Annotated in this window: 7 protein-coding genes and 4 pseudogenes; all 11 read right to left on the reverse strand. The window is 47.5% G+C overall.

Annotation, left to right across the window (positions count from 1 at the left end; genetic code table 11):
- Nucleotides 1-3: 3 nt before the first annotated feature.
- Nucleotides 4-11,034, reverse strand: a complete 11,031-nt coding sequence (locus tag GKR74_RS06335) for a hemagglutinin repeat-containing protein (RefSeq protein WP_154602958.1) — start codon at nucleotides 11,032-11,034, stop codon at nucleotides 4-6.
- Between the two features lie 68 nt (nucleotides 11,035-11,102).
- Entirely contained in the window at nucleotides 11,103-12,764 is a 1,662-nt protein-coding gene (locus tag GKR74_RS06340; protein WP_154603104.1) for a ShlB/FhaC/HecB family hemolysin secretion/activation protein, read from the reverse strand.
- A 513-nt stretch (nucleotides 12,765-13,277) separates the two neighbouring features.
- Nucleotides 13,278-13,730 (reverse strand): hydrogenase maturation peptidase HycI, encoded by a 453-nt coding sequence (gene hycI / locus GKR74_RS17960; RefSeq protein WP_230089136.1) that lies wholly within the window; start codon nucleotides 13,728-13,730, stop codon nucleotides 13,278-13,280.
- Between the two features lie 135 nt (nucleotides 13,731-13,865).
- Nucleotides 13,866-14,390: pseudogene (locus GKR74_RS17965) on the reverse strand (formate hydrogenlyase maturation HycH family protein); the annotation flags it as partial.
- A pseudogene (locus GKR74_RS06350) lies at nucleotides 14,272-15,045 on the reverse strand (NADH-quinone oxidoreductase subunit B family protein); the annotation flags it as partial. The pseudogenes GKR74_RS17965 and GKR74_RS06350, both read right to left, overlap by 119 nt.
- A pseudogene (gene hyfH / locus GKR74_RS06355) lies at nucleotides 15,045-15,593 on the reverse strand (hydrogenase 4 subunit H); the annotation flags it as partial. The pseudogenes GKR74_RS06350 and hyfH, both read right to left, overlap by 1 nt.
- Nucleotides 15,594-15,605: 12 nt before the next feature.
- A complete protein-coding gene (locus tag GKR74_RS06360) occupies nucleotides 15,606-17,339 on the reverse strand; it encodes a hydrogenase large subunit (RefSeq protein ID WP_336431309.1) in 1,734 nt (577 codons plus the stop codon).
- 1 nt (nucleotide 17,340) lies between these two features.
- Nucleotides 17,341-18,921 (reverse strand): hydrogenase 4 subunit F, encoded by a 1,581-nt coding sequence (locus GKR74_RS06365; protein WP_154602961.1) that lies wholly within the window; start codon nucleotides 18,919-18,921, stop codon nucleotides 17,341-17,343.
- 7 nt (nucleotides 18,922-18,928) lie between these two features.
- Nucleotides 18,929-19,576 (reverse strand): annotated as a pseudogene (gene hyfE, locus GKR74_RS06370) (hydrogenase 4 membrane subunit); the annotation flags it as partial.
- A 12-nt stretch (nucleotides 19,577-19,588) separates the two neighbouring features.
- Nucleotides 19,589-21,031, reverse strand: coding sequence for a hydrogenase 4 subunit D (locus tag GKR74_RS06375; RefSeq protein ID WP_036949173.1), 1,443 nt, complete (start codon nucleotides 21,029-21,031; stop codon nucleotides 19,589-19,591).
- Between the two features lie 13 nt (nucleotides 21,032-21,044).
- Nucleotides 21,045-21,995 carry a respiratory chain complex I subunit 1 family protein gene (locus tag GKR74_RS06380; RefSeq protein ID WP_154602962.1) on the reverse strand — a complete coding sequence of 317 codons (951 nt, stop codon included), beginning with the start codon at nucleotides 21,993-21,995 and terminating at the stop codon, nucleotides 21,045-21,047.
- Nucleotides 21,996-22,000 lie beyond the last annotated feature (5 nt).

The raw sequence follows: 22,000 nt of genomic DNA on the forward strand, positions 1-22,000 counted from the left end.
CCTCTATTTTTCTTTTTCTGGTCTAACAACTTCAACTTTGGTTGGAGGTAATTTTGTTCCTCCCTCAAAGCCCGGTTTACCCTCACCGACTATAACCCCACCACTTTTCTCTAGTTCAGGATAACCTATTTTTTGCTTATCAGTTAGAGGGGCTGTTTGTGAGCTTTTACATTCAACGCAGTTTATTACCCCATCCTTATCTTTACCTATCATATCAACTCGAACCTTAGTTCCACTTTCAGTTTTTATTGTAATTTCTCTTTGAGATGTTACGTTTTCTTGTTGGTATTTTTCATAATGTTTTTGTTCAAATTCCTTACCTTTTTCATTATTTTTTTGAACATTTGTTGGCGGATTTGGTGATGGTACTTTCGTCTTAACACCATTCTCAAATGTATAATAACCACCATTGTTGCTATAAATGGTATTTCCTGAATCGTCTGTTTTGCCCGTATTATTATAGATACTTCCTTTTGGACCAACGACTGAATTGTCCTTTGAGTTATAACCTGTAGGTAATTTAGAACCTTTTCCTATTATGTTGACTTTGGAACCAAACTTAGAACCAATGGCACCTACAGCAGACTCCATCAACATCAAATTACGTTGCTCTTCTTGTACAAACTGAGCTGCATCCGCAACTGACATCCCTGAATTGACAAGCTCTTTCTGGCGTAATTCTGTATCGAAGAAACCTGTTAATGGACCTTGACCGTTATTTGTCCAGCTTAAGTTTTCAGAGACACCAATTTTACCGCCTTCTCGATAGCCCCTTACTGCTAACTCTTTCCCTAATTCATGGTTGATGAAGGCTAACTCTTCACGACTCAGTTCACCACTTAATGCCATTTCTTTCAAGGTGCTAATCGTAGCATCGCTCGCGGCACGATAGTCCACCCAGGCCGCTTTGCGACAGGCATCATCTTGGCAAGAAGCTAACTTATCACGCATCGTTTCAACCGATGGTAACCCTTTGTCCAAGATGCGCTGATTCAACTCTTTCGCTTTACCACATGCCGCAGGGGACATGGTTAAGCAATCACTTTGTCCAAATTTGTCAGAGGACAATGCATTATTCTCAACCGCATTTTTCCCAGCCTGCGCGGCGGTGACAGCGCCGGCCGCATCACCGGAGCTAAGGCCGCCCGCTAAACCTGCGGCCAACTGGCTTAATGCGCTGACTTGCTGTTTCTCGCTTTCCGTTAAATCGGACACCTTCTTGCCCGGGAACAGCTTATCCATGATGATGCGAGCCGACAACTCTCCGCCACCGGCTCCCAGCCCACCTGCCACAGCGGATTGGTTATTCAGCTCCGCAACCACAGCACCCAGTACAGCGTGCGCCATCGCATTGGTTGCTTTGTTAACCTCACCAGTCACTGGGTCAGTTGTCAGTTCTTTAATCTTGGTTGCTAAATACGGTGAAGAGGCATTGCCTAACGCTCCCGCTAAGTTATCACCCGCCAACCCTTGCAGCAACCCTGTCACCGCTTGCGCCGCTTTCTGGAAGTCGCTGCCCGTGCCGTACTGCGCCATCGCGTTGTTGTAGGCTTGCTGTTTAATCGCATCATCCGTCGCAACTTTATTGTCCTTAAGAAGTTGCTGTTTGGCTACCGCCAACGCATCTGGGTCTTTCTGCGCTTTCAGCCCCGCGATTTCCCCTTCCGTGCGGATGATGTCCATCGTCTGATTGCCGATTTCCCCAATCAGTTGGGATTGTTTTAAGCGGTTTTGCTCTTTCTCTTTGTCGAAGATGGGGTTGATGCTGCCGTCATTGGCGTGTTCCGTATCGCGATTGAGCTCGTTAACATCCTGTTTTTGTTTGTCTTCATGGCGAACAATAACGCTACCTTCACTGACCGCCGATTTCGTTGTCCCTTCCTCATGGCCGCTGTTATTGGCATTCGACAGTAACCCACCCGCAGCATTGGTAATCAACTGACCACCTATTGGGCCACCTGTGCCAATCGAGCCCCCCGTGTGCTCGGCGGTAAAGTCGGCTTTGTTGTCGATATCTTTCCAACCCAGTGTACCGGTATCAAGGCGATTTTTGTCTTTGTCTGCCGTTGATGCAATCACCGCGCCATCAAGCTGAGTGTGTTCTTTGACGTTGACATCAAAACCGCCTTTGCCCGCAAAAATCCCCGTCTGTTCTTTGACGCTATCATAATTGCTTTTGATTTTATCTTGGTTGGCGCTGATATTCGCCGAGCCACTCATTGAGCCGTAGGTAAAGCTGCCACCGACACTCACATCTTGCTGCTTCGCATCATAGCGGTCACTGTCTTGCTCGCTTTGCAAGGTGAGGTCACGACCGACATTGACAGTGACCTGTTCACCACTGACTTGTGCCCCTTTGAGAGTGGTATCTTGCCCGCTGGTTAACGTGAGCTTATTGCCCGCATCCAGTGTGGTTTCCGTGTGAGTGAGGCCATTGCCTTTTTCATGACCTTTGCCTTGGTTAACACTGGCAGACACATTGATTCCGTAGCCGCCTGCACCAACGCCCACACCAACTCCAACACTGCCGCCTTTGCTGCTGTTTTTACTGTTCGTTTGCTGCGTATTTTGCGCAGAAACCAAGTTAATATCTTGCGTGGCAGACAGTGATAAATCTTTACCCGCCTTGAGTTCGCTACCCACAACCGTGACGTTGCCGCTGTCTGGGTTAGTATCCTTGTTTTTACCCGTTGCAGTAATCGCTAAGTTTTGTCCCGCATTTAACGTGCTACCTTGGGACTGACTACTGTTAGTATGGGTTTCGCTTTTCGAGGATTGGCTACCATAGGACACACTGACACCGACCGTATTCGTCGCCCCTTGTTGGTAGCCTTCATCACCCGGCTTCAGGTTATTGGCAAGGTTATGCGCATTGGCTGCATCCGTTTTCAGGCCATCCAGCTCATAAGCTTGTTGAGCTTGAACCCCTGACAGCACCGCTTTGGTGTTTTGCAAGGCATTCAAACGACCATCACTCTCTTTACGTGCTTGTTGCGCGGTACTTACTGCAGTGTTGAGAGCGCTGCCAACTGTACCGGATAACGCGATAGTCAACCCGCTTTGCTTGGTTTCAAAGGTTTCACTGCGAGTACGCTCATCATAGCCCGGGTCGATTTGTACGCTATCGCCTGTGAGGCTTAAGTCTTTTTGGGCAACAAGATCAGCCCCGCCAACATGCAGTTTGTTGCCGGCGGTGATATTGACATTTCCTTGTGTACTGCCAATCGTGCTAACACTTTGGCTTTGGGTAGTGCCTTTTTCATCCACTTCATGACGAGAGGATTGTTTACCCACACTAAACCCAATACCGCCGCTGCTCATTAAGCCACTTTTTGATTTCTCTTCAAGGAGATAATGCGAATCCGTTTCGGTGGCAGCAATGATATCCACATTATTGCCAGCGGTTAAGGTGACATCGTTTTCTGCCACCACGGAAGAGCCTTTGACAGTCAAGTCATTCCCCGCCGTAATGGTGACTTTTTCACCACTGAGCAGGCTGCCTTTTTCGCGGGTGCTCTCATCGTTTTGAACAGTATGTTCGCTGCTGGAACTCAACAATCCTTTGCTGCTACGCTGCTCTTCAACGTATTTTTTGTGTTCTTCCGTCGCGGTATTGAGCGTGACATTCTGTTTAGCCTCTAAGGCGATTTCACCTTTTTCACTGTGAATGGTACTGCCCGTGATGGTGATGTCTTTATCGCGCGCGGTGATATCGACGCCGTTTTGCCCGCTGAATGTGCTGCCGACCACCTCATGGGATGAAGTTTCATCAACACGCGAGCCTTTGCTACTGCCACTGCGGGTTTGCTCTTGGTCTAACGCGTAGGTATCTTTGGTAGCCGCCGTGATGGTCACATCTTGGGCTGAGACGCTAATCTTACCTGCTTGACTGTCAACTTGAGCTCCTTCAGCCACCAAGTTGTTGCCCGCATTAAGAGAGATGCCCTTGTCGCCACTGAGAGTGCTAAGAACCAAACGGCCTTCTTCGCGATAGTTGCTAACAGAAGAGCCGTTTCCTTGTGCATCGAGCTGAGTTTTATTGGTGGTTTTATCCGACAGGATATTGATATCGCCACCGGCGTTGACATCCAGCGTGCCGCCAGCTTGAGCTTGGCTACCTTTGACAGTGATATCTTTTCCAGCATTCAGGCTGAGGTTTCCACCCGCACTCAGTTCACTACTTTGTGCTAATTGCCATTCTCCGCTGACTTGAGCGAGATTCCCCGAAGTATTAACGATATTACTACGGTCACCCATTGCGCCGGCTATTATATCAATAGTCCCCTTATGAGTACTTTTGACCGATGTTATCGATAAGCTATCTCGGGCATTCAATTTAATGTCATGGGTTGCGTCAAGCTTCGCGCCTTGTAATTGAATGTCATTTCCCGTTAGCGTGATATCGGTGGCATTCATCGTCGCTTGGCGTAAGGCATCTTGTAAGTTGGTACTTAATGTGATGCTATCCGCTTTAACTTGGATGCTATCCGCATTGACATCCCCATTACGATGAGTGAACTGCTTCGCATCCACACTCAGGGAGTTATCCGCCAACAGGTTCCCCGCATTATCGACGCTATCCGCAGAAAGATGCAGTGTATTACCCGCAATAATTGCGCCTTGCTGAGTTAACCTAATGGTTTGATTCGCTAAGTAAACTTTTGGAACCCAAACTGTTTGGGGACCTTGTGCCGTGTTGACAGTTTCGCTCACCATCCACACGATATCTTGCTGCAATGCCGCAATTTGAGCAGGCGTTAATGCTACTCCTGGACGTAAATGAAACTCCTCTGCTACGCGAATACCGTTATCCATTAAATATTGATATTGCGTCATCGCATCACCCTCTTTCACAGAAGGGCGTCCCGTTAATTTCAAAACTTGCTCGCGAACTAAACGCTGTTCATAGAAGCCATCACCTAAACGCTTGTGTACGTCCGCAGGAGAGTAGCCAACGCGCTCAAGTAAATAGTCGCTGCTGATAAACTTATTTCTGTCGGTGAATCGCGAGTCCGTCACCACTAAAAATGGGCTATCTGGCGTTAAGTTTGGACGGAATAATCCGTTATTCGGGATAGAAGTTGCCACATCGCCGATATGCTGTTTTTCCGTTAAGGCCAGCTCTGCTGGTAATAATGGGCGCTCTTGCGGTGATTGACCTTCTGGCGTAGTTAACCCAGAGCCACCATGCGTGGTCAATCCTGTGTTAAGGTTCTGTTTGTCGACACCGTCAATATCAAATGTCAGTGGGTTGCGTTCCCACTCCGCGCGTTCCGCTTTGGCAGCGTTAATCGCCGCTTCGATTGTGGATATTTGGGCGTCATTAACCGTAGTGTTGGTAATATTGGCGCCAGTAATCGATACATTACCATTACCTGAAATAATGCTATCAAGAGTCGTCAGTGCCGTGGTTTTGTCACTACTATATTCAGGGTACCAATGGCTTTTACTGACATCATAATGGTCAGAGTAGAATTCTTTGCGGCGTTCATTCACGGAATAACCCGTATTTTCTACGAATTCTTTACCTTCTATATCTAAATTACCGGTTGATGTAATAGTGCTCGCATCATTTTTGAGTTGCTCAGTAATATGGATCATCATATTCCCACCCGACAGGATACGTGCACCAATACCTTCCGATATCAGCTTATCTCGAGTGTCTGTTCCTGTGACCGAGCGTTCTCGTATCCAGCTATAATCTTCAACCTTAGTCGAGTTAGCGAGATCCATATGTCTGTTTGGATCCCATATTTCGTAATTAGGTTCGTTATGTTCCCGCCATACTGCACCATGATAAGGTGTAGGTGGATTTTGTCGGCGATAGTCCGAACTCGCTCTCGTTTCATAGAACGTCATCGAATAGCCGCCATCACTGTCTGGCGTAAGCGCTAAATAATTGACCCAAATCGTGGTTAATTGGTTATCTTTATTTTTCACACGAACTTGAGCTCGCTTCTTCTGCGCATCAATATCGAGAATAGTTCCGTACTTACTGTCTAATGCAGCCTGCTCATTTTGAAAAGTCAGTTTTTGAGTCGTTGGCGCCATTGCATCTGGTGTTTTGTGCACTTCTGTTCCAAATGAACGCCAATAGAAATTATACAAGTTCTTATGATATGTCTGACTTTCAGCTTCTCGCTGAATATCCACACCTTCGCGTAAGTTATTGAGCTGACGAGCGATAATAGAAACTGCGCCTTCGCCCTCAATAAAACTGGCGTTATTTTCAATGATATTGTCACTCTGTAGATTCAGTGAATCCCCACTGTAAATCAGCGCTTGGCCACGGTTAGTTAATGTATTTTGGGTACGAAGATCAACGTGTTTTGCTCCTGCGATAACTGCATTCTTACCATAGTTATCTATTGTTTTGGCATTAACACGGATAGAGTCCCCCATCACCGTGGCGGCATTACCTAGGTCATTAACATTCAATGTCAGGTTATCTGCTTCTAAGCGGTTCTGATTATCCAATTTGCCTGTCGTGACATTCATTGACTTGCTAACAAGCGAGCCTTGGTTAGTCAAATCTTGGCTATTAATCGTCAAATCACCCGGTAGTAACCAGTCGGTAAGATTGGTCAAAGCGCCCGCAATATTCAGTGTGACGGATTGATTACTGGTGAGGGTATCGCCTGAACGGTGTGTATAATCCTGAGCAGCCGTTAACGAGAGTGCTTTTTGGCTCTTGATGATCCCGCCCTGATTATTAATAGACTGGGTTTTAATGGCGAGAGCCGAACCACTTTGCAGGGTACCTTTTTGATTCAGTAGATCAAGCTGAGTTGATACGGAAGCCGCATCCGTATTCAGTGCAATATCGCCATTGGCAACGATATTGCCGGATTGGTTATCCAAGCGATTGACACCCGAAAACATCAAGTTTTCGTTACTTTGCAGTCGACCTTGGGTATTTTCGATATTTTTAACGGTTAGCGTGGTTTCTTTACTGCCGTGTACCAGACCATTTTCACGGTTATCTAAGGTACTCAGTAACAGGCTGAAGCTACCTTGGCTGCTTAAAATACCGCTATATCGATTATCCAATGTCAGTGCAATCAATTTCAGCGCTTTGGTGGAGACTAGCTGCCCTTGCTGGTTTTGGATATCTGTAGCATTCAACGTTAAGGTGTCGCCGCTGTGAATTTTTCCTTGCGTGTTATTGAGCTGCGCGATGTTGTACATGCCCGCTTGTTGGCTAATAACAGTACCTGTACGGTTATCAAGCTCTGTCGTATTCAGGGCAAGTTCACCAAGGCTGCTGACTGTACCTTGTTGGTTCTTAAATACGTTGGTTTCTAATTTTTGTTTTTGATTGCTAAGAATGGTTCCTGATGTGTTGTCTATCAGTTCTGTGCTTGTGAGATTCAGCGTTTGTTGGCTTTCGATCTTGCCAGCGGTATTGTCTAACGCTTTGCTCGTAAGCGTAAGACTTTCGCCACTTTGTAATTTACCGTGATCGTTATTCAATACATTTTCAATCGATAACAACAGCTGTTTTTGGCTGTAGAGTAAGCCGTTTTGCGAGTTATTCGCACTCGAAGCACTAAGCTGTAATGTACCGCCAGAGAGTATTTTCCCTTGCTGATTATTGATGGATTGCCCTGTCATAGTCAGGTTTTGGCTGGCACTAATTTTGCCTTGGATGTTATTGATTTCGTTGGCAACTAATAGTGATGCAGCACCACCAGCTTGTAATATGCCTTGTTGATTATCCAGTGAGTTTGCCGTGAGTTCGATATTTTTCTGGCTTTGAATTTCACCACTTTGGTTATTCAATGACTGAGTCGTCGCCTGCCATGAATCTAAGCTACCCATCCAGCCTTTCTGGTTCTGAATATTTTGCGCTTTAAGTGTTTGGGCTTGCTGGCTAAAAATGCGCCCATCGCGGTTATCAATCAGCTGTGCGACCTGAACATTCAAACGACCAAGAGCATTGATTGCCCCTTGCGCATTATTAACGAGGTTGGCATTGATCACAGCATCACGTTGACTGGTCAGAATACCAGTTTGGTTATTAAAATCGCCAGTAAGGGTGAATGAAAGCGCATCTTGGCTCAGGATTTGTCCCTTTTGTTGGTTGCTCAGTTGTCCGCCAGCTAACGCTAACGTGCCACCACTCTGTAGCAACCCACCATTGTTATTGAACGTGCTCTGCTGGCGACCTTGCCAGTCTAAAGCCTGCCCTGCACTTATTTTTCCTTGAATATTATCAATGTTACCTTGCGTGTTAAGCGCAAGGGTTTTACCAGATTGTAACTGGCCTTCGGTGTTATCAAGATTGTTGGCGGTAATCTCGGCAATTTTCCCTGCCTGAATAACCCCTTTCTGGTTTGCAATATCACGTTGGGTTTCGAGGCTCAGTTGCTGACCAGCTTCGAGTAATCCGGTCTGATTATTGACGCCATCACGGCTAGTGATATCTAAATTTTGGCTAGCAATCACTTTACCCGATTGGTTTTCGAGCTGCTCTGTATCGATGTCGACATATTGACTGCTGATTTCGCCTTTTGCGTTGTCAATTTTCGCGGCAGTCGTGATATCAAGGACTTTACCAGACAGAACTTGGCCATCTCGGTTATTCAATGATTGGGCGGTGATAACAAATTGATTACCACTTTGCAGTAAACCTGCTTGGTTGGAGAGCTGTTGGCCGACAGTAGCCGTTAAGCCCTGATTGGCAATCACTTTTCCTTTGCTGTTATCTAACGTATTTTTTGCTTTGATATCGACTGTATTTTCACCAACAATTTGGCCAGAATGGTTGCCAATATTTTCTGCATTAAGCGCAATTTCCTGACCATAGATCGTGCCATTTTGGTTATCAAGATCTGCCCCTGCATTCAGAGTCAGATTTTGATCAGCCAATATTTTACCTTTTGTATTATTAATGCCCTTTGCCTCAATTGCTAACTGGGCCTCACTTTGAATTGTTCCCTGCTGATTTCCAACACTTCCCGTCGTTTTTAAGGAAAGAGAATCCCCTGAGCCGATAAACCCTTGTGCGTTATTCACTTGCTGGCGAGCGACAATATCGAGAGTAGTTTGGCTAATCAGTTTACCCAGTGCATTATTCAGATTATCAGTCGTCACCGTAACTTTTTGGCTATTGACTGTACCCGACTGGTTGTTTAGCCCACTGCCGGCTTGCAGATCAATAGACTTCCCAGCCACAAGGTTACCGGCCGTGTTATCCACCCGATCTTTCGCGTTCAGCGTCAGTTGTGTTTGGCTTTTAATGGTTCCGGACTGGTTATTTATCTCACTAGCAGTCAGAGTTAAATCACCATTACTGCCCATGACACCCTGTTGGTTATTGAGGCTGTTTTTGAATTGCCAATCTTGTTTAGTGTTACCGAGTGCAGTTAACTGTCCACGTTGGTTATTCAATGAATCGGCACTTAACTTAAGCCCATACGCTTCTATCGCACCATCTTGGTTATCAAGCTGCCCTGTAAGGGCAAACTGGCTGTCACTTTTTCCTGTTTGAACCCACGTCCCTTTTTGGCTAAACAACGTGTTTCCACTGACATCCCATTGCTTGGCTTTGACTTGTGCTTGTTCCGCATGAATATTTTTTTGACTACTTAGCGTTATATCATTGGCATCCACTTTCGATTGCGATAACGCAATATCCCCTTTTTTTGAGGTTAACCCTAGCGTTGAGGCCGCAATTTGGCTTTGGCTTAAATCCAGTGATTGCCCTGTTGCCGACACGGTTTGTTTGCTTAACACATTGCCATGAGCCTCAATATTGCCACCACCCGTTAATGTAATATTGGCGTTATTGACGATATTGCTTTTGTTATCGCTTCCCGCAAGGACATTGCCACGGCTTTGAACATTGTCTTTTGCGTTGATATTCACATCATGGAGCGCAGCGAGTGTTCCAGTATTTGCCACCGACCCTTGCTGGCTTTCAACTTGCAGTGCTCCGCCACTGTGTAATTTACCTTTATGGTCGATATCCTCTTTTGCCGTTAAAGTAATATTACTACCTGCTTGCGTGGTCGCTTCTTGTGTGTCAGAACCCCAACTCAGCTTCCCATTACTGCTCACCGTCAGCGTTTTATCTGCTTGTATGTGTCCACCTTGGTTACGGACACCCACACCATTTTCTGTACCCACCATGCGTATCGCGCCGCTATACATTCCCCCCATTTGCCCCATATCGATAGCAAATTCAGGTTTTGCAGCTTGGCTGTCTATTGGTGTTGCTTTGTTTTGTGTATCAACACGGTTTTTGCCGGCTACAACAGTAATATTGTCTTTTGCCCACACTCCTGCGTTGATTTCCACAGCTCGGGAAAGCAGATCCACATATTGAGTGTCATGGCGACGATCCGCATTCAGTCCGCCACCTTCTACGCGAATAACACCACGCTCAACTTGATATCCAGCAAGGCTGCCATCTTGATTAAATTGCGGTTTTCCTGTGGTCAACGTCATGCGCCCCGCATTAATCGTTCCGCAGCCATTACAAATAATACCAGCAGGGTTAGCCACTATTACTTGGGCTTTGCCACCTGCTACTTCAAGGAAGCCTTTAATTTGGCTTGGGTTATTACTGTTAACTTCATTGAGAATAACGCGAGCAGGCGCTTTATTCGGATCTAAATTTGGGTTTCCTTGGATCATTCCAGCCGTTTGCGTGGATGTCATGACCGCGGAGTTATTAAGGATCGTCCCGCGATTATCCACATCAAATTGCTTGTATTGGTTATGAGAAATTCCCGAACCATTCGGCGCTGCAATATTGACCTGCGGGATCCCATTTTGCGTATTAATAACTTCAGGACGTTGGTTCTTAGGTGCATTGTTATCTGCCACAATACTACTAGCTAGTGCTGAGCTTCCCCATAGTGCCAACCAAAGCAACAGCGAAGTACGGCGTAAAGTGACCCATAGGCGGCCTCCATTCGACCCTCGAGTTTGACCTGCTTCAGTGCTACAGCTTTTTGCCAGTTCAGACACCACACGTAATTCCCCGTGAGTGCGGCTAAAAATCAGACGATAACAATGCTTATTCATAACGTACTATCCTTCAGAAAACACAACGCAAACACGGAAATAACCGAGTCTGTCTAATGGAAACACAGCTACATTTCGAGATTGAGGCTAAATCCTGCCGTGGTTCCCGAGGTGTCGAATTTTTTAGGTTTATACAGCGGAATGCCAACGAATAAGTCGTAACTTAAACGTGATGATATTGAGCCGCGAAGCCCTAATGCGGTACCTGCAAGTTGATTTCCAACAAGGTACTTAGTGCTCTGGCCTTCAACACGACCATAATCCACCGCAAGATAGATTTCCTGCCCTTTAGAGAAGGCATTCCACGCCAAGTCATTACGCCAGATCAGGCCTTTTTCACCGGAAAGCACTTGTTCACCATCAAAGCCACGGACGGTATAGCGCCCACCGATAGACATACGCTCTTGCGGTGTTAAGGCGTGCTGAGTCCACTGACCACGCAAAGTGGTATTCCAGCGCCAAGGTTGTTCACCCAACATAAAAGGTTGGTTTAAGCTAATATCACCAAGCAATGTCCCCACACGAGCACTACCGCTGTTCGATTTTTCCTCTGGTGCGCGCAGAGCACCATACGCCCCTGTCCCACGACGCCAGTTAATATTTGCATCCACTGTCGCATTACCTAGGAAACTACGCTGGTTTACGCCCACTTCCCAACCGGCAGTACGGCGACGTTGCTGCTCAATATCAATGTCATTAACTGAGTTACTGGCTGTTTTTCGGTAAGTGCGCAAATTAAGGGTCGTTTTATGGGATTGATCGCGAAACAGTAAGCGAGATACCGTGAATTGGGCGGTATCGCTCTTACCGGTATAACGCAGCACTTCGTTGGCATTAGGAATATTTTGGTGATAGTTATATTCGTTATAGTTGGCTGCAAATCCCCAATTACCTACGGGTATAAAATAGTTCAGGGTATAAGAATCGTTACCAAAAGGACCCTTATCGAACAGATCTTTGCTGATATTGGCGTAAAACATGTCGTTTTGGGCAAACGGTGCATCAATGGCTAGCGTCGCGGAGCCTAAATAGCGCCCTGTACTTTTTGAGCCACTGTCATCAAGGCTTAAACTCAAACGAACAGGGTGTTTTTCTTGCCAACTGACCACTAAGTCACTGGTACCATCAACCGGGCCGGGTTCAATACGAATATCGGCGATGACATTAGGGACGCGCTTGAAGTTTTCTAGACCTTGTTCGATATCTCTCAGATTAAGAATATCCCCTGAAGACGCAGGGATAGCATTCCATAAACGCCCTCGCCATGAAGTACCTTCATCAAAACGTATCGCATTAATCCGACCAGGTTGCAGCATTAAGACTAGCTCGCCTTGGGTTAAATCTTGCTCTTGCGCCATTACACGAGTGGTCACATAACCTTTTTCCAAAATAGCATTCTGCACTTTGTTTAAAGCCAGCAAAACGCCTTGCCCACCTAGGCAGAGCCCTTTAGCATCATTCACCGCTTTTAATGCCCACTGAAAATCAGCCGCCGAATCACCTTCAAGGCGGATCGTATTGATGGTAAAACACGGCGTTTCATTTTGTGGATAATCCGGTAATGACAAATCAGGCTGAGCAAATTGCGTATCTACCACTGGAGTATTTTGTCGTTGTAATTCTCTTTCTCGTTCTTGTTGGCGCTGTTGTTCGCGAAGATCGATATTCGCCGCTTCTTTTGCTGGATTCAAAAATGGTTCAGCCCACAAATTAGGGCTTATAAAAAGCAAACTTAACGCAACCCATTGGCGATATTTATGCTGTTTTATCGTATTGCTGAAATGTTTTTTTAATGGCACGGGATTTAACTCGATTAATATTACGTAACGGATAAACTGCAATCAATTTGATTAAAAATGCTAATTTCTATTTCCGTAATTTAATCAGTTTTACTTAAGTGGTCAACACAAGGAGAAATTAAGAGATGAAAATAAGAAATCACTAATTAAACAAGTAATTACAAAGAAACAAAAACCAATATAGATTAGATATATATTTTCTTAATTTAACCAATAGAGAGTGTAAATATGGATAAAATAAGTATAAAAATAGAAATTACTTATCTTTTATTTCATTTTTTATTACTCATAGATTAATCTTATTTAATTATTGAAACCAAAAAATCGGATTATTAGCTAAGTATGAATAACACTTAAAACAAAAAAACCGCACGGCATCCCTGTAGCGCGGTCTATTTATTCCCTTAAAATTATATCCTTTAAATAAAGGCTTCCAGTCTGCCGTTACTCACCCTCAAATAACTGAAATCCCCCTAACCCTTCCCACGTTGGTAAGGCTTGATAAACTTGCTCGACAGCGGAGACCACTTTGTCATTCATCGGCATATAAAAACCCACTAAGTCGGGCTGAATGCCTAAGAAAATAACTTCTCCGACATCCTCTTTTAACTGGTCGATAAGAAAATTCAGCGGCAGGTTATGGGTGCTCATAATAAACATTTCGGCGATATCATCGGGGTCGATAACCCGAATTTCACCGGGCGCTAAACCAATATCCGCAGCATCCACAATTAATAAACGCTGAGGTTTTAACGCTCGCACTTGATGGGAAACACTTTCAGGACTGCTGCCACCGTTAATTGCCACCCAGCCGTCAATCGGGGTTTGCTGCATCAGGTCGAATAGCATCGGGCCTGCGCCATCATCTCCCATCATGCTATTACCCACCGCCAGCATCAGATTCTGCACGGGTGATTGATTCTCTGAAGAGAATGTATTTTCTGCTGAAGATTCGATTTCCATCGAAAAAGACGGTTGAGTTTGTCTCGCAACATCACTCATCGGCTGCCTTTTCGCTATCTGTCTTTTCACGATCAAATAAATTGCCGGCTCACGCTCAATTTCACCGAGTAATCGAATCAGTGTGGCGCTCCATGCCTGATAGGGAGAATCACTGTCTTTAGCGAAACCATCTAATGCTAACGCCAGCATATTGGTGTGGGTGGAATCGATATTAATCTCGCCAAAGGTGATCAAGCCCTGTAATTTGCGACGCGCCTCCCCTTCAGGAAGGGCATTCACCCATGCTTGGTAGCCATCCAATGGACATTCCAATTCCGTTTTTAAGCAGTCAATCATCCCAACATGGTGACCAATCGCCAGTGAGTAATACATCACTTGCTGCGCGTCTTCAGGTACGTCATCGTCACTGTCGACAAATTTCTGGCGCAGTGACCAGAAAATCACTTTGCCCGTTTCAGTTGCTGGCTCACTCATCGATGCCCCCTTGTTGCAGCACGGTCACGAGTCGGTTCACAATCTCACGCAGACGCGGGTCTTGCTCCTCGTCCATCCATGTTTGCATCGTAGCTTTCACTTGGCTTGGGGTCGCTCCATCCAGCAGGGTCAAGAAGCGGTCACTGATTTCTCGACCTTGGTAATATCCCGCTTGGCGGCGCGCTTCACGCTCGATCATCACGCGGGTCGCCAAAGGGATGGATGGCAGTAAAAGCTCCACTTTTTCCCCATCTGCTTCACGGTGATCTTGCCCAACCAATTTCTGATTCAATAACCCTAATGCCACCGCGAAACCGTAAATCGTGGCTGCTGGGGTTGGTGGGCAACCTGGGATCCACACATCGATCGGCACGATATGTTCGCTACCGCCCCAGACACAATACAAGTCGTGGAAGATCCCGCCACCGCAACCGCAAGCCCCATAAGAGATACAGATTTTTGGATCCGGCGCAGATTCATACGCACGCAGTGCAGGCATACGCATTGCACGGGTGACAGCGCCTGTGAACAGTAAAATATCCGCATGGCGCGGAGATGCCACCACTTTGATCCCAAAACGCTCTGCATCGAAAACCGGGGTGATTGCCGAGAAAATTTCAATTTCACATCCGTTGCAACCGCCACAGTCCACGCGATACACATAGGCTGAACGCTTAATATCTTTCAGCAGCGTGCTTTTCAGTTTTGCGACCTGCTCATCGAGCACAATCGGCTGGCTAACATGATGGTTGACGGGGATATTTGGCAAACTCATGATTTATCTCCCTGAATATGCAAACGGAAGTTCTGACGATCATTATTCAATAAATTGTTTTTTTGCTTACAAGATGGGCAGGTTTCATACATTGGGCGCAGAGCTTCAATGCCGCCTTCCTCAATCCCCGATGCCACCATCAGCGCCATGGCATACTCCACGGATTTTTTCGGGGCAAATGCTTCGCCACACTGGCGACAATGTTGCAGGCGGAATGTCCCTTTCATATATAAATCCGCTTTGTTCATTACCGCCGTTTCAAATTCTTCCGTTAAGTGGATGGCTCGAGTCGGGCAAACTTCTTCACAGCGCGCGCAATAAATACAGCGACCTAAAAACAGCTGCCAGCGGCGTTCACCACTTTCTAAGTCAGTTTCCATGGTTAACGCATTGGCAGGGCAAGCGGAAATACAGGCGCCACACGCGATACATTGCTGTGGGTCGTACTCTGGTTTACCTCTAAATCCGTGAGCCACTTCCAGCGGTTTGAACGGGTATTTCACCGTTGCAGTACCCGCATTACGAAGGGTTTTAAAAAGTTTAAACATGGTGTCCCTCCGTTATTTCATAATCGAATGTTTGCGCTCGATACTGTGCTGTTCGAGCTCTTTGTACGCGACAGTTTTCGCTTTGCGTTTTTTCACATCCACCAGCGTCACGCGGTCAGTACAGGAGTAACAAGGGTCAAGGCTACCGATAATCAATGGCGCATCGGAAACGGTGTTGCCTTGCAGCATATAGCGCAGCACTGGCCAGTTCGCGTAAGTGGCAGCACGGCAACGCCAGCGATACAGTTTTTGGTTATCGCCGAGCATGCTCCAGTGAACATCTTCACCTCGCGGCGCTTCGGTATAGCCCAGTGCAAATTTATGGGGCTGATAGGTAAAGCCTTCCGTCAGAATTGGGCCTTCTGGCATATTGTCGAGGGCATATTCAATCATCGACAGAGAGTCCAATGTCTCTTTAATGCGTACCATCACGCGGGAATAAACATCGCAACCATCTAAGGTGAATAAGGTTTTTGGTAAATTGCCGTAGTCCGCAAATGGGTGGTCGAAACGCACATCGCGCTTGAAGCCGCTGGCGCGGATCATCGGTCCCACAGGGCTGTAATCACGAGCAACTTGTGGATCGAGGCGGCCGACGCCGACGGTACGCTGCTCCATATTTGGTGTACTCAGCAACATGTCCACCAGCTGAGTTACATCTTGGCGCATCTCTTTAACCAGCTGAATGGTTTTCACGCGCTGCTCTTTCAAGAAGTCACGACGAACCCCACCAATTAAGTTGGTACCGTAAGTTTTACGGGCGCCTGTCAGTAATTCCGCCATAGTCATGGATTTTTCACGGACACGGAAAAACTGCATGAAACCGGTATCAAAACCGGTGAAGTGGCTCGCTAAGCCGATATTCAGCAAGTGGCTGTGTAGACGTTCCACTTCCAGTAATACGCTACGAATAGTGTGAGCGCGTTGAGGCACATAAATACCCAGCGCATTTTCCACAGAGGTGGTGTATGCCACGCTGTGGGTGAAGCCGCAAATGCCGCATACGCGGTCAGATAAGAAAGTGACTTCGTTGTAGCCCATGCGGGTTTCAGCCAATTTTTCCATCCCGCGGTGCACGTAGAACATACGGTAGTCCGCATCCACAATGCGCTCGCCATCCACAAACAGGCGGAAGTGTCCCGGTTCATCGGACGTGATATGCAGCGGACCAATTGGCACGATGCGGCTTTGGGTTTTGCTGTCGTTGATAAACTCGTAGGTTTCTGTGTCGGTGGTTGGCGCTGGGCGCTGACGGTAATCCATAGTGTCTTTACGCAGCGGATACAGGTCTTCCGGCCAATCATCCGGCAGCACTAAGCGGCGCTCATCCGGCAAGCCCACCGGACGTAAACCGTACATATCACGGATTTCACGCTCTCCCCACACAGCCGCAGGCACCCGTGGCGTTACAGATGGGAACTCTTGGGTGATTGGACTGACATACGCTTTCACCGTTACCCAGCATTTTTCTCCCTCTTCCATCGACAGTGCGTAATAAACTGCAAACTGCCCATTGAGAGGACGTTCATCGTTCCCCCATAACACCGGCAACCAACCGCCACAGCCGTAATAGAGGAATTCCACCACGTCTGGCAGCATCTCGGTTTTGACGGTAATGGTGACTTGGTTGGCGGTTTGCCACTCCTCTTCCAGCATGGCATGAGGAAATTTCTCGCGCACTTTTGCCAGATAGCCCGCGCCTTTGCGAACGCCCTGAAGGGTATCTGTATAATTCTGATAGCTCACGTTATTTCTCCTGCGATGAAGGTTCGGAGGTGCTTGCACCCCACGGCCATTGATAATTTAAGGTGGTAATTTGGTGGTCGACTGTCGCACTATCTTTGAGCACGATTGTCGCGGCATTTTCCAGTAAGCGACTGACAGGTTGAGGAATATACGTTCCCATCACCAGCATCAGTACAATCAAAATCGCCATTGGTAATGTGGTTAAAATGCCCAGTTCACCACGCGCTACGCACTCTGGTTGTTCGCCAAATAAGGTTTTGGAGATCATGCGGATCAACCCGCCCAGCACTACCGTAATCAAGATCAGCACCAGCAAGGTTAACCAGAAATGGTTAGCGACCAGCCCCGCCACCACAATCATAAATTCACTTAAAAAGACGTTGAATGGCGGCATGCCACCCAGTGCTAATGCGCCCCCCGCAAACACCACCGCGGTAAATGGCATAGTGCGCAGTAGCCCTTTCACCACCGTAATATCGCGAGTGCCATATTTCAGTAACACGTTACCGGAACCGCAGAACAGCAAGGTTTTACCCAAACTGTGGTTTAAGGTATGCAGCAGCGCAGCCAGTACACCTAAAGGCCCACCGATACCTAATGCCACCGCGATCAGCCCCATGTTTTCCACACTGGAGTAGGCCAGCAAACGTTTCATATCTTTTTGTACCAAGATAAAAAACGCAGCCACCGCGACGGACATTAATCCGAACACCAACAATAAGGTTTGCGTAAATTCGCCACCAATTGATGAAGTGACGATGATGTAGTAACGGATGATAATCAGCAGTGCGCAGTTGAGCAGCACCGCAGACAGCAACGCCGAAGTTGGGCTTGGTGCCTCACTGTGCGCATCCGGTAACCAGGCGTGCATTGGGAAAAGACCGGTTTTGGTACCAAAACCGATTAACACAAAGACAAAGGCAAGATGCATCAAGGTTGGATCGAGAAGGTCGGTATATTTCAGGACTTCCGTCCAGAAAATCGCCATTTCAGGATCCGGCATGACGTTCACCGCATTGGCATACACTAAAATAGTACCAAACAGACCAAACGCCACACCTACGCTACAGATAATGATGTATTTCCATGCCGCTTCCAGTGAAGAACGTTGACCGTAAATGCCCACTAAGAACGCGGAGCTTAAGGTGGTCGCTTCGACCGCCGCCCACATTAAGATCAGGTTATTACTGGTGATCACCAGCAACATAGTGAACAGGAATAAGTGGAAGAAACCGTAATAGTTACATAAGGTTCCAACACTAATTTCCCCTTCATGCACTTCATGGTTCATATAACCGATAGAGTACAAGCCAGTCAGGAAGCCGACGATCCCTAAGATAGCGAGGAATAACCCGGCAAGGCTATCAAGGTGGATCCAGTGACCTGCCATCAGCAAATCACCGACTTTATCTATCGTGCCAACCATCCAGATCGATAACACTAGCAATGCCGTGATCCCAATAGCATGGATCAGAGTGACAGGGATTTTTGCACCGTTACCCAATAAACGGCAGGCGAACGCCAGCAGTGAAATCACCAGCGGGGTTGCCATCAATAAGGTTAATAACATTGTTTGACTCATCTCATCACCCCTTCAGCGCGGTCAGTTGATCCACGTTCAGTGTGTTGAGCGTGCGATAAATTTTACGAGCCAATACCGCCATAATGATCACTGCAAAAATGGCGTCTGTGGCGATACCAATCTCCACCAGCTCAGGGGCTTTATACGCCAGTAACGCTAGGGTCAGGTGGGAGCCGTTTTCCATTAGGCAGTAACCAAAGGCTTGCTTGAGAATATTGCGCTGAGTGACGATGCACAGCAGTCCCAACATAAAGTGCCCAAGAGAAACTGCTAAAGCAGGTTTTAAATCAGCCGCCAGTGGCAGTTTAATTGGCTCGACCACAAACCAGCACAGCACCACAATCACCGCTGCCGCTAACATCAACCAAGCTGGGCTAATCACCCCGCCGTTAGCGGTTGGGTCGGACAATTTGCGGAAGGCGTAGCCCATAATCAGCGGCACTAAAACCACTTTTGTGGCGAACGCGGTACCTGCCCACATTGCCAATTCAGGGGCGTTGAGGGTGTAAGATAACGTGCCGAAAATCGCCACTAACACCAGCGACTGCAACGCATAGAACCAACAAGAGACCACCGGCTTTTTCGCGCCGATCACCAGCAGCGACGTGATCATCATCAGCCCTGCTAAATTATTCACAATCATTGAACCAGTCATGCTTTCTCTCCCTTAACCGAGCCAGATGACGGCGATAACACTAGAACAGAAGGACATTACGATCAGTAAGCCAATAACCCACTGCATTGCCCAAGGAACTGCGCTGCCGTTTGCCACTTCTTCGCTAGGTTCACCCGGAACCACTTTACCGAACCAGTACAGCAACCATGCAAAGCTCGCGACAGATTCAATCAGTACCAACACCATAATTGGCGTTAATACCCAGAACTGTTCAGACAGCGCGAAGCCCGCTGCAAAGATAGGAAATTTACTGAAGAAACCGTTAAGTGGTGGAACACCCGCAATGGCCAGTGCCGCCACACAGAAGCCCACACCGAGTAATGGGTAGCGCTTTGCCAAACCGCGTAAGCGTGGCAGCATACGGGTACCGCAGCTATAACTCAGCGCGCCCGCCACTAAGAAGAACAGGCTTTTCGCAAATGCGTGGTTGAAGATATACGCGATACCGCCATCGAAGGCTTCTTTGGAACCGAAAACGGATAAGGATAAAGCGAGGAAGATATACGCCAGCTGCGTGATGGTTGACCATGCCAGCAGACGTTTCATATCTTTCTGCGGCAGATACATCATAAAGCCATACACCAGTGTGATGACCGCCATCACGACACCCACCCAACCTATAATTTCTGGCACATGGGTGGAAGACATCAAGCCACGGGCAAAGATATACACACCCACTTTCACCATGGAGGCGGCGTGTAAGTAAGCACTAACTGGGGTTGGGGCTTCCATCGCATCGGGTAGCCAGGCTTGCAGTGGTAACTGGGCTGATTTACCCCATGCTGCAAACAGAATACCGCCAAACACGATCAGGCTTTGGGATTCACTCAAGCGGTCAATGGCGCTCAGAGCAAAGGTTCCGGTGCTGATAAACAGAGTTGCCGCCGCCATGTATAAGCCGAGTGAGCCAACATGGGTAATGAGCAACGCTTTCATCGCTGAACGCTGGGATTTTTCAGTTTGGTAGTAACCAATGAGCGCCCAAGAACATCCACCGGTAATTTCGAAGAACACCAATTGCCCTAAGATAGTGGAAGAGAGCACAACCCCTGCCATCGCACCGATAAAGATCAGCAAGAAAGCGTAATAACGGCGAGTTGGCCCATGAGCGTGTTCACGGTTTCCTTCAGTGAGATACCCCGTTGAATAGAGGCAAATCAAGAAGCCAAGGAACACCACCGCAAACGCAATCAGCGTGCTGACGCCATCCACAGTAAAACCGAACAGCGCGACATCGCCTGTCTGGATTAACTCCAGTGTAGTGGCGACCTTGCCACCGTCTAAATAGAGCCAGCCTAATGCTGCCGTTCCCAAAGACGCCAGTAAGGCAACTAAGGTACTTAGCCACGGCGCTAGACGGGTGGGTAGCACACTGACCAGCAACGCCCCGATGAACGGGATTATCAAGGTTGCTAGTGCAATATTTTCTAACATGCTTCGTCGCTCCTTATAGACCGGTGAGGTAGAAGACGAATCCGAGTGCCGCAACACCGAATCCTAACCAAGTCACATGGTGCGTTAATAAGAAACGACCACGAGCCAGACTGTTTTCGACCAGCGACGCCAGCACGAAAATCACCAATAATTTCACTAGCATTAATCCCATCGCTAACAGCACACTGCCAACAGTAAAGACTCCGGCATTGCCGAATGGGAAGAAAATCGACAGGAACAGAACCGCAACGACCACTTGTTTCAGGCCAATGCCCAGTTTCACCATCGCGAATCCTGAACCGGAGTATTCGGTTAATGGACCTTCTTGCAGCTCTTGCTCCGCTTCCGCCACGTCGAATGGGATTTTGCCCATCTCAATAAATGTCGCGAATCCGCAAGCGAGTAGCGCTAATAACGTGGCAGTTGGAGACACCCAGCCTTCACTCATCGTAGCGCTGATGGTGCCAATATTGGTGGAGCCAGCGATCAGAGCTACGACTAGCAAGCCGAGGAATAACGTCGGTTCCACCAGTACGCCAAGTGTCAGTTCACGGCTCGCACCGATACCCGCAAATGGGCTGCCCGTATCGAGACCAGAAAGTGAGAAGAAAAAGCGGAATAACGCGAAGATATACAGCACGATAATGATGTCGGCTGCACCACTAAACAGTGACGTGTTCGTGACCACTGGCAACGCCATCGCTAGCAGCAACATGCTGCCCAGCAGCACATACGGCATGATGCGAAAGATAATGCCAGAATCACGCGGCGCGACGGATTGACGTGTCAGTAGCTTGGTAATATCACGATAATCCTGCCAAATACCGGGGCCTTGGCGGGAATGCATTTTGGCGCGAATTTGACGGGAGATCCCTGTGAACAGCGGCGTCAGCAGCAGTAAAACCACGGCTTGAACGACGGCGAAGATCCCTGTCATCAATGTGGGTGTTTCTTGAATCGACATGGTTT

Origin of the sequence: Providencia sp. wls1914 (assembly GCF_009706645.1) — a bacterium.
GTDB classification, from domain to species: Bacteria; Pseudomonadota; Gammaproteobacteria; order Enterobacterales; family Enterobacteriaceae; genus Providencia; species Providencia zhijiangensis.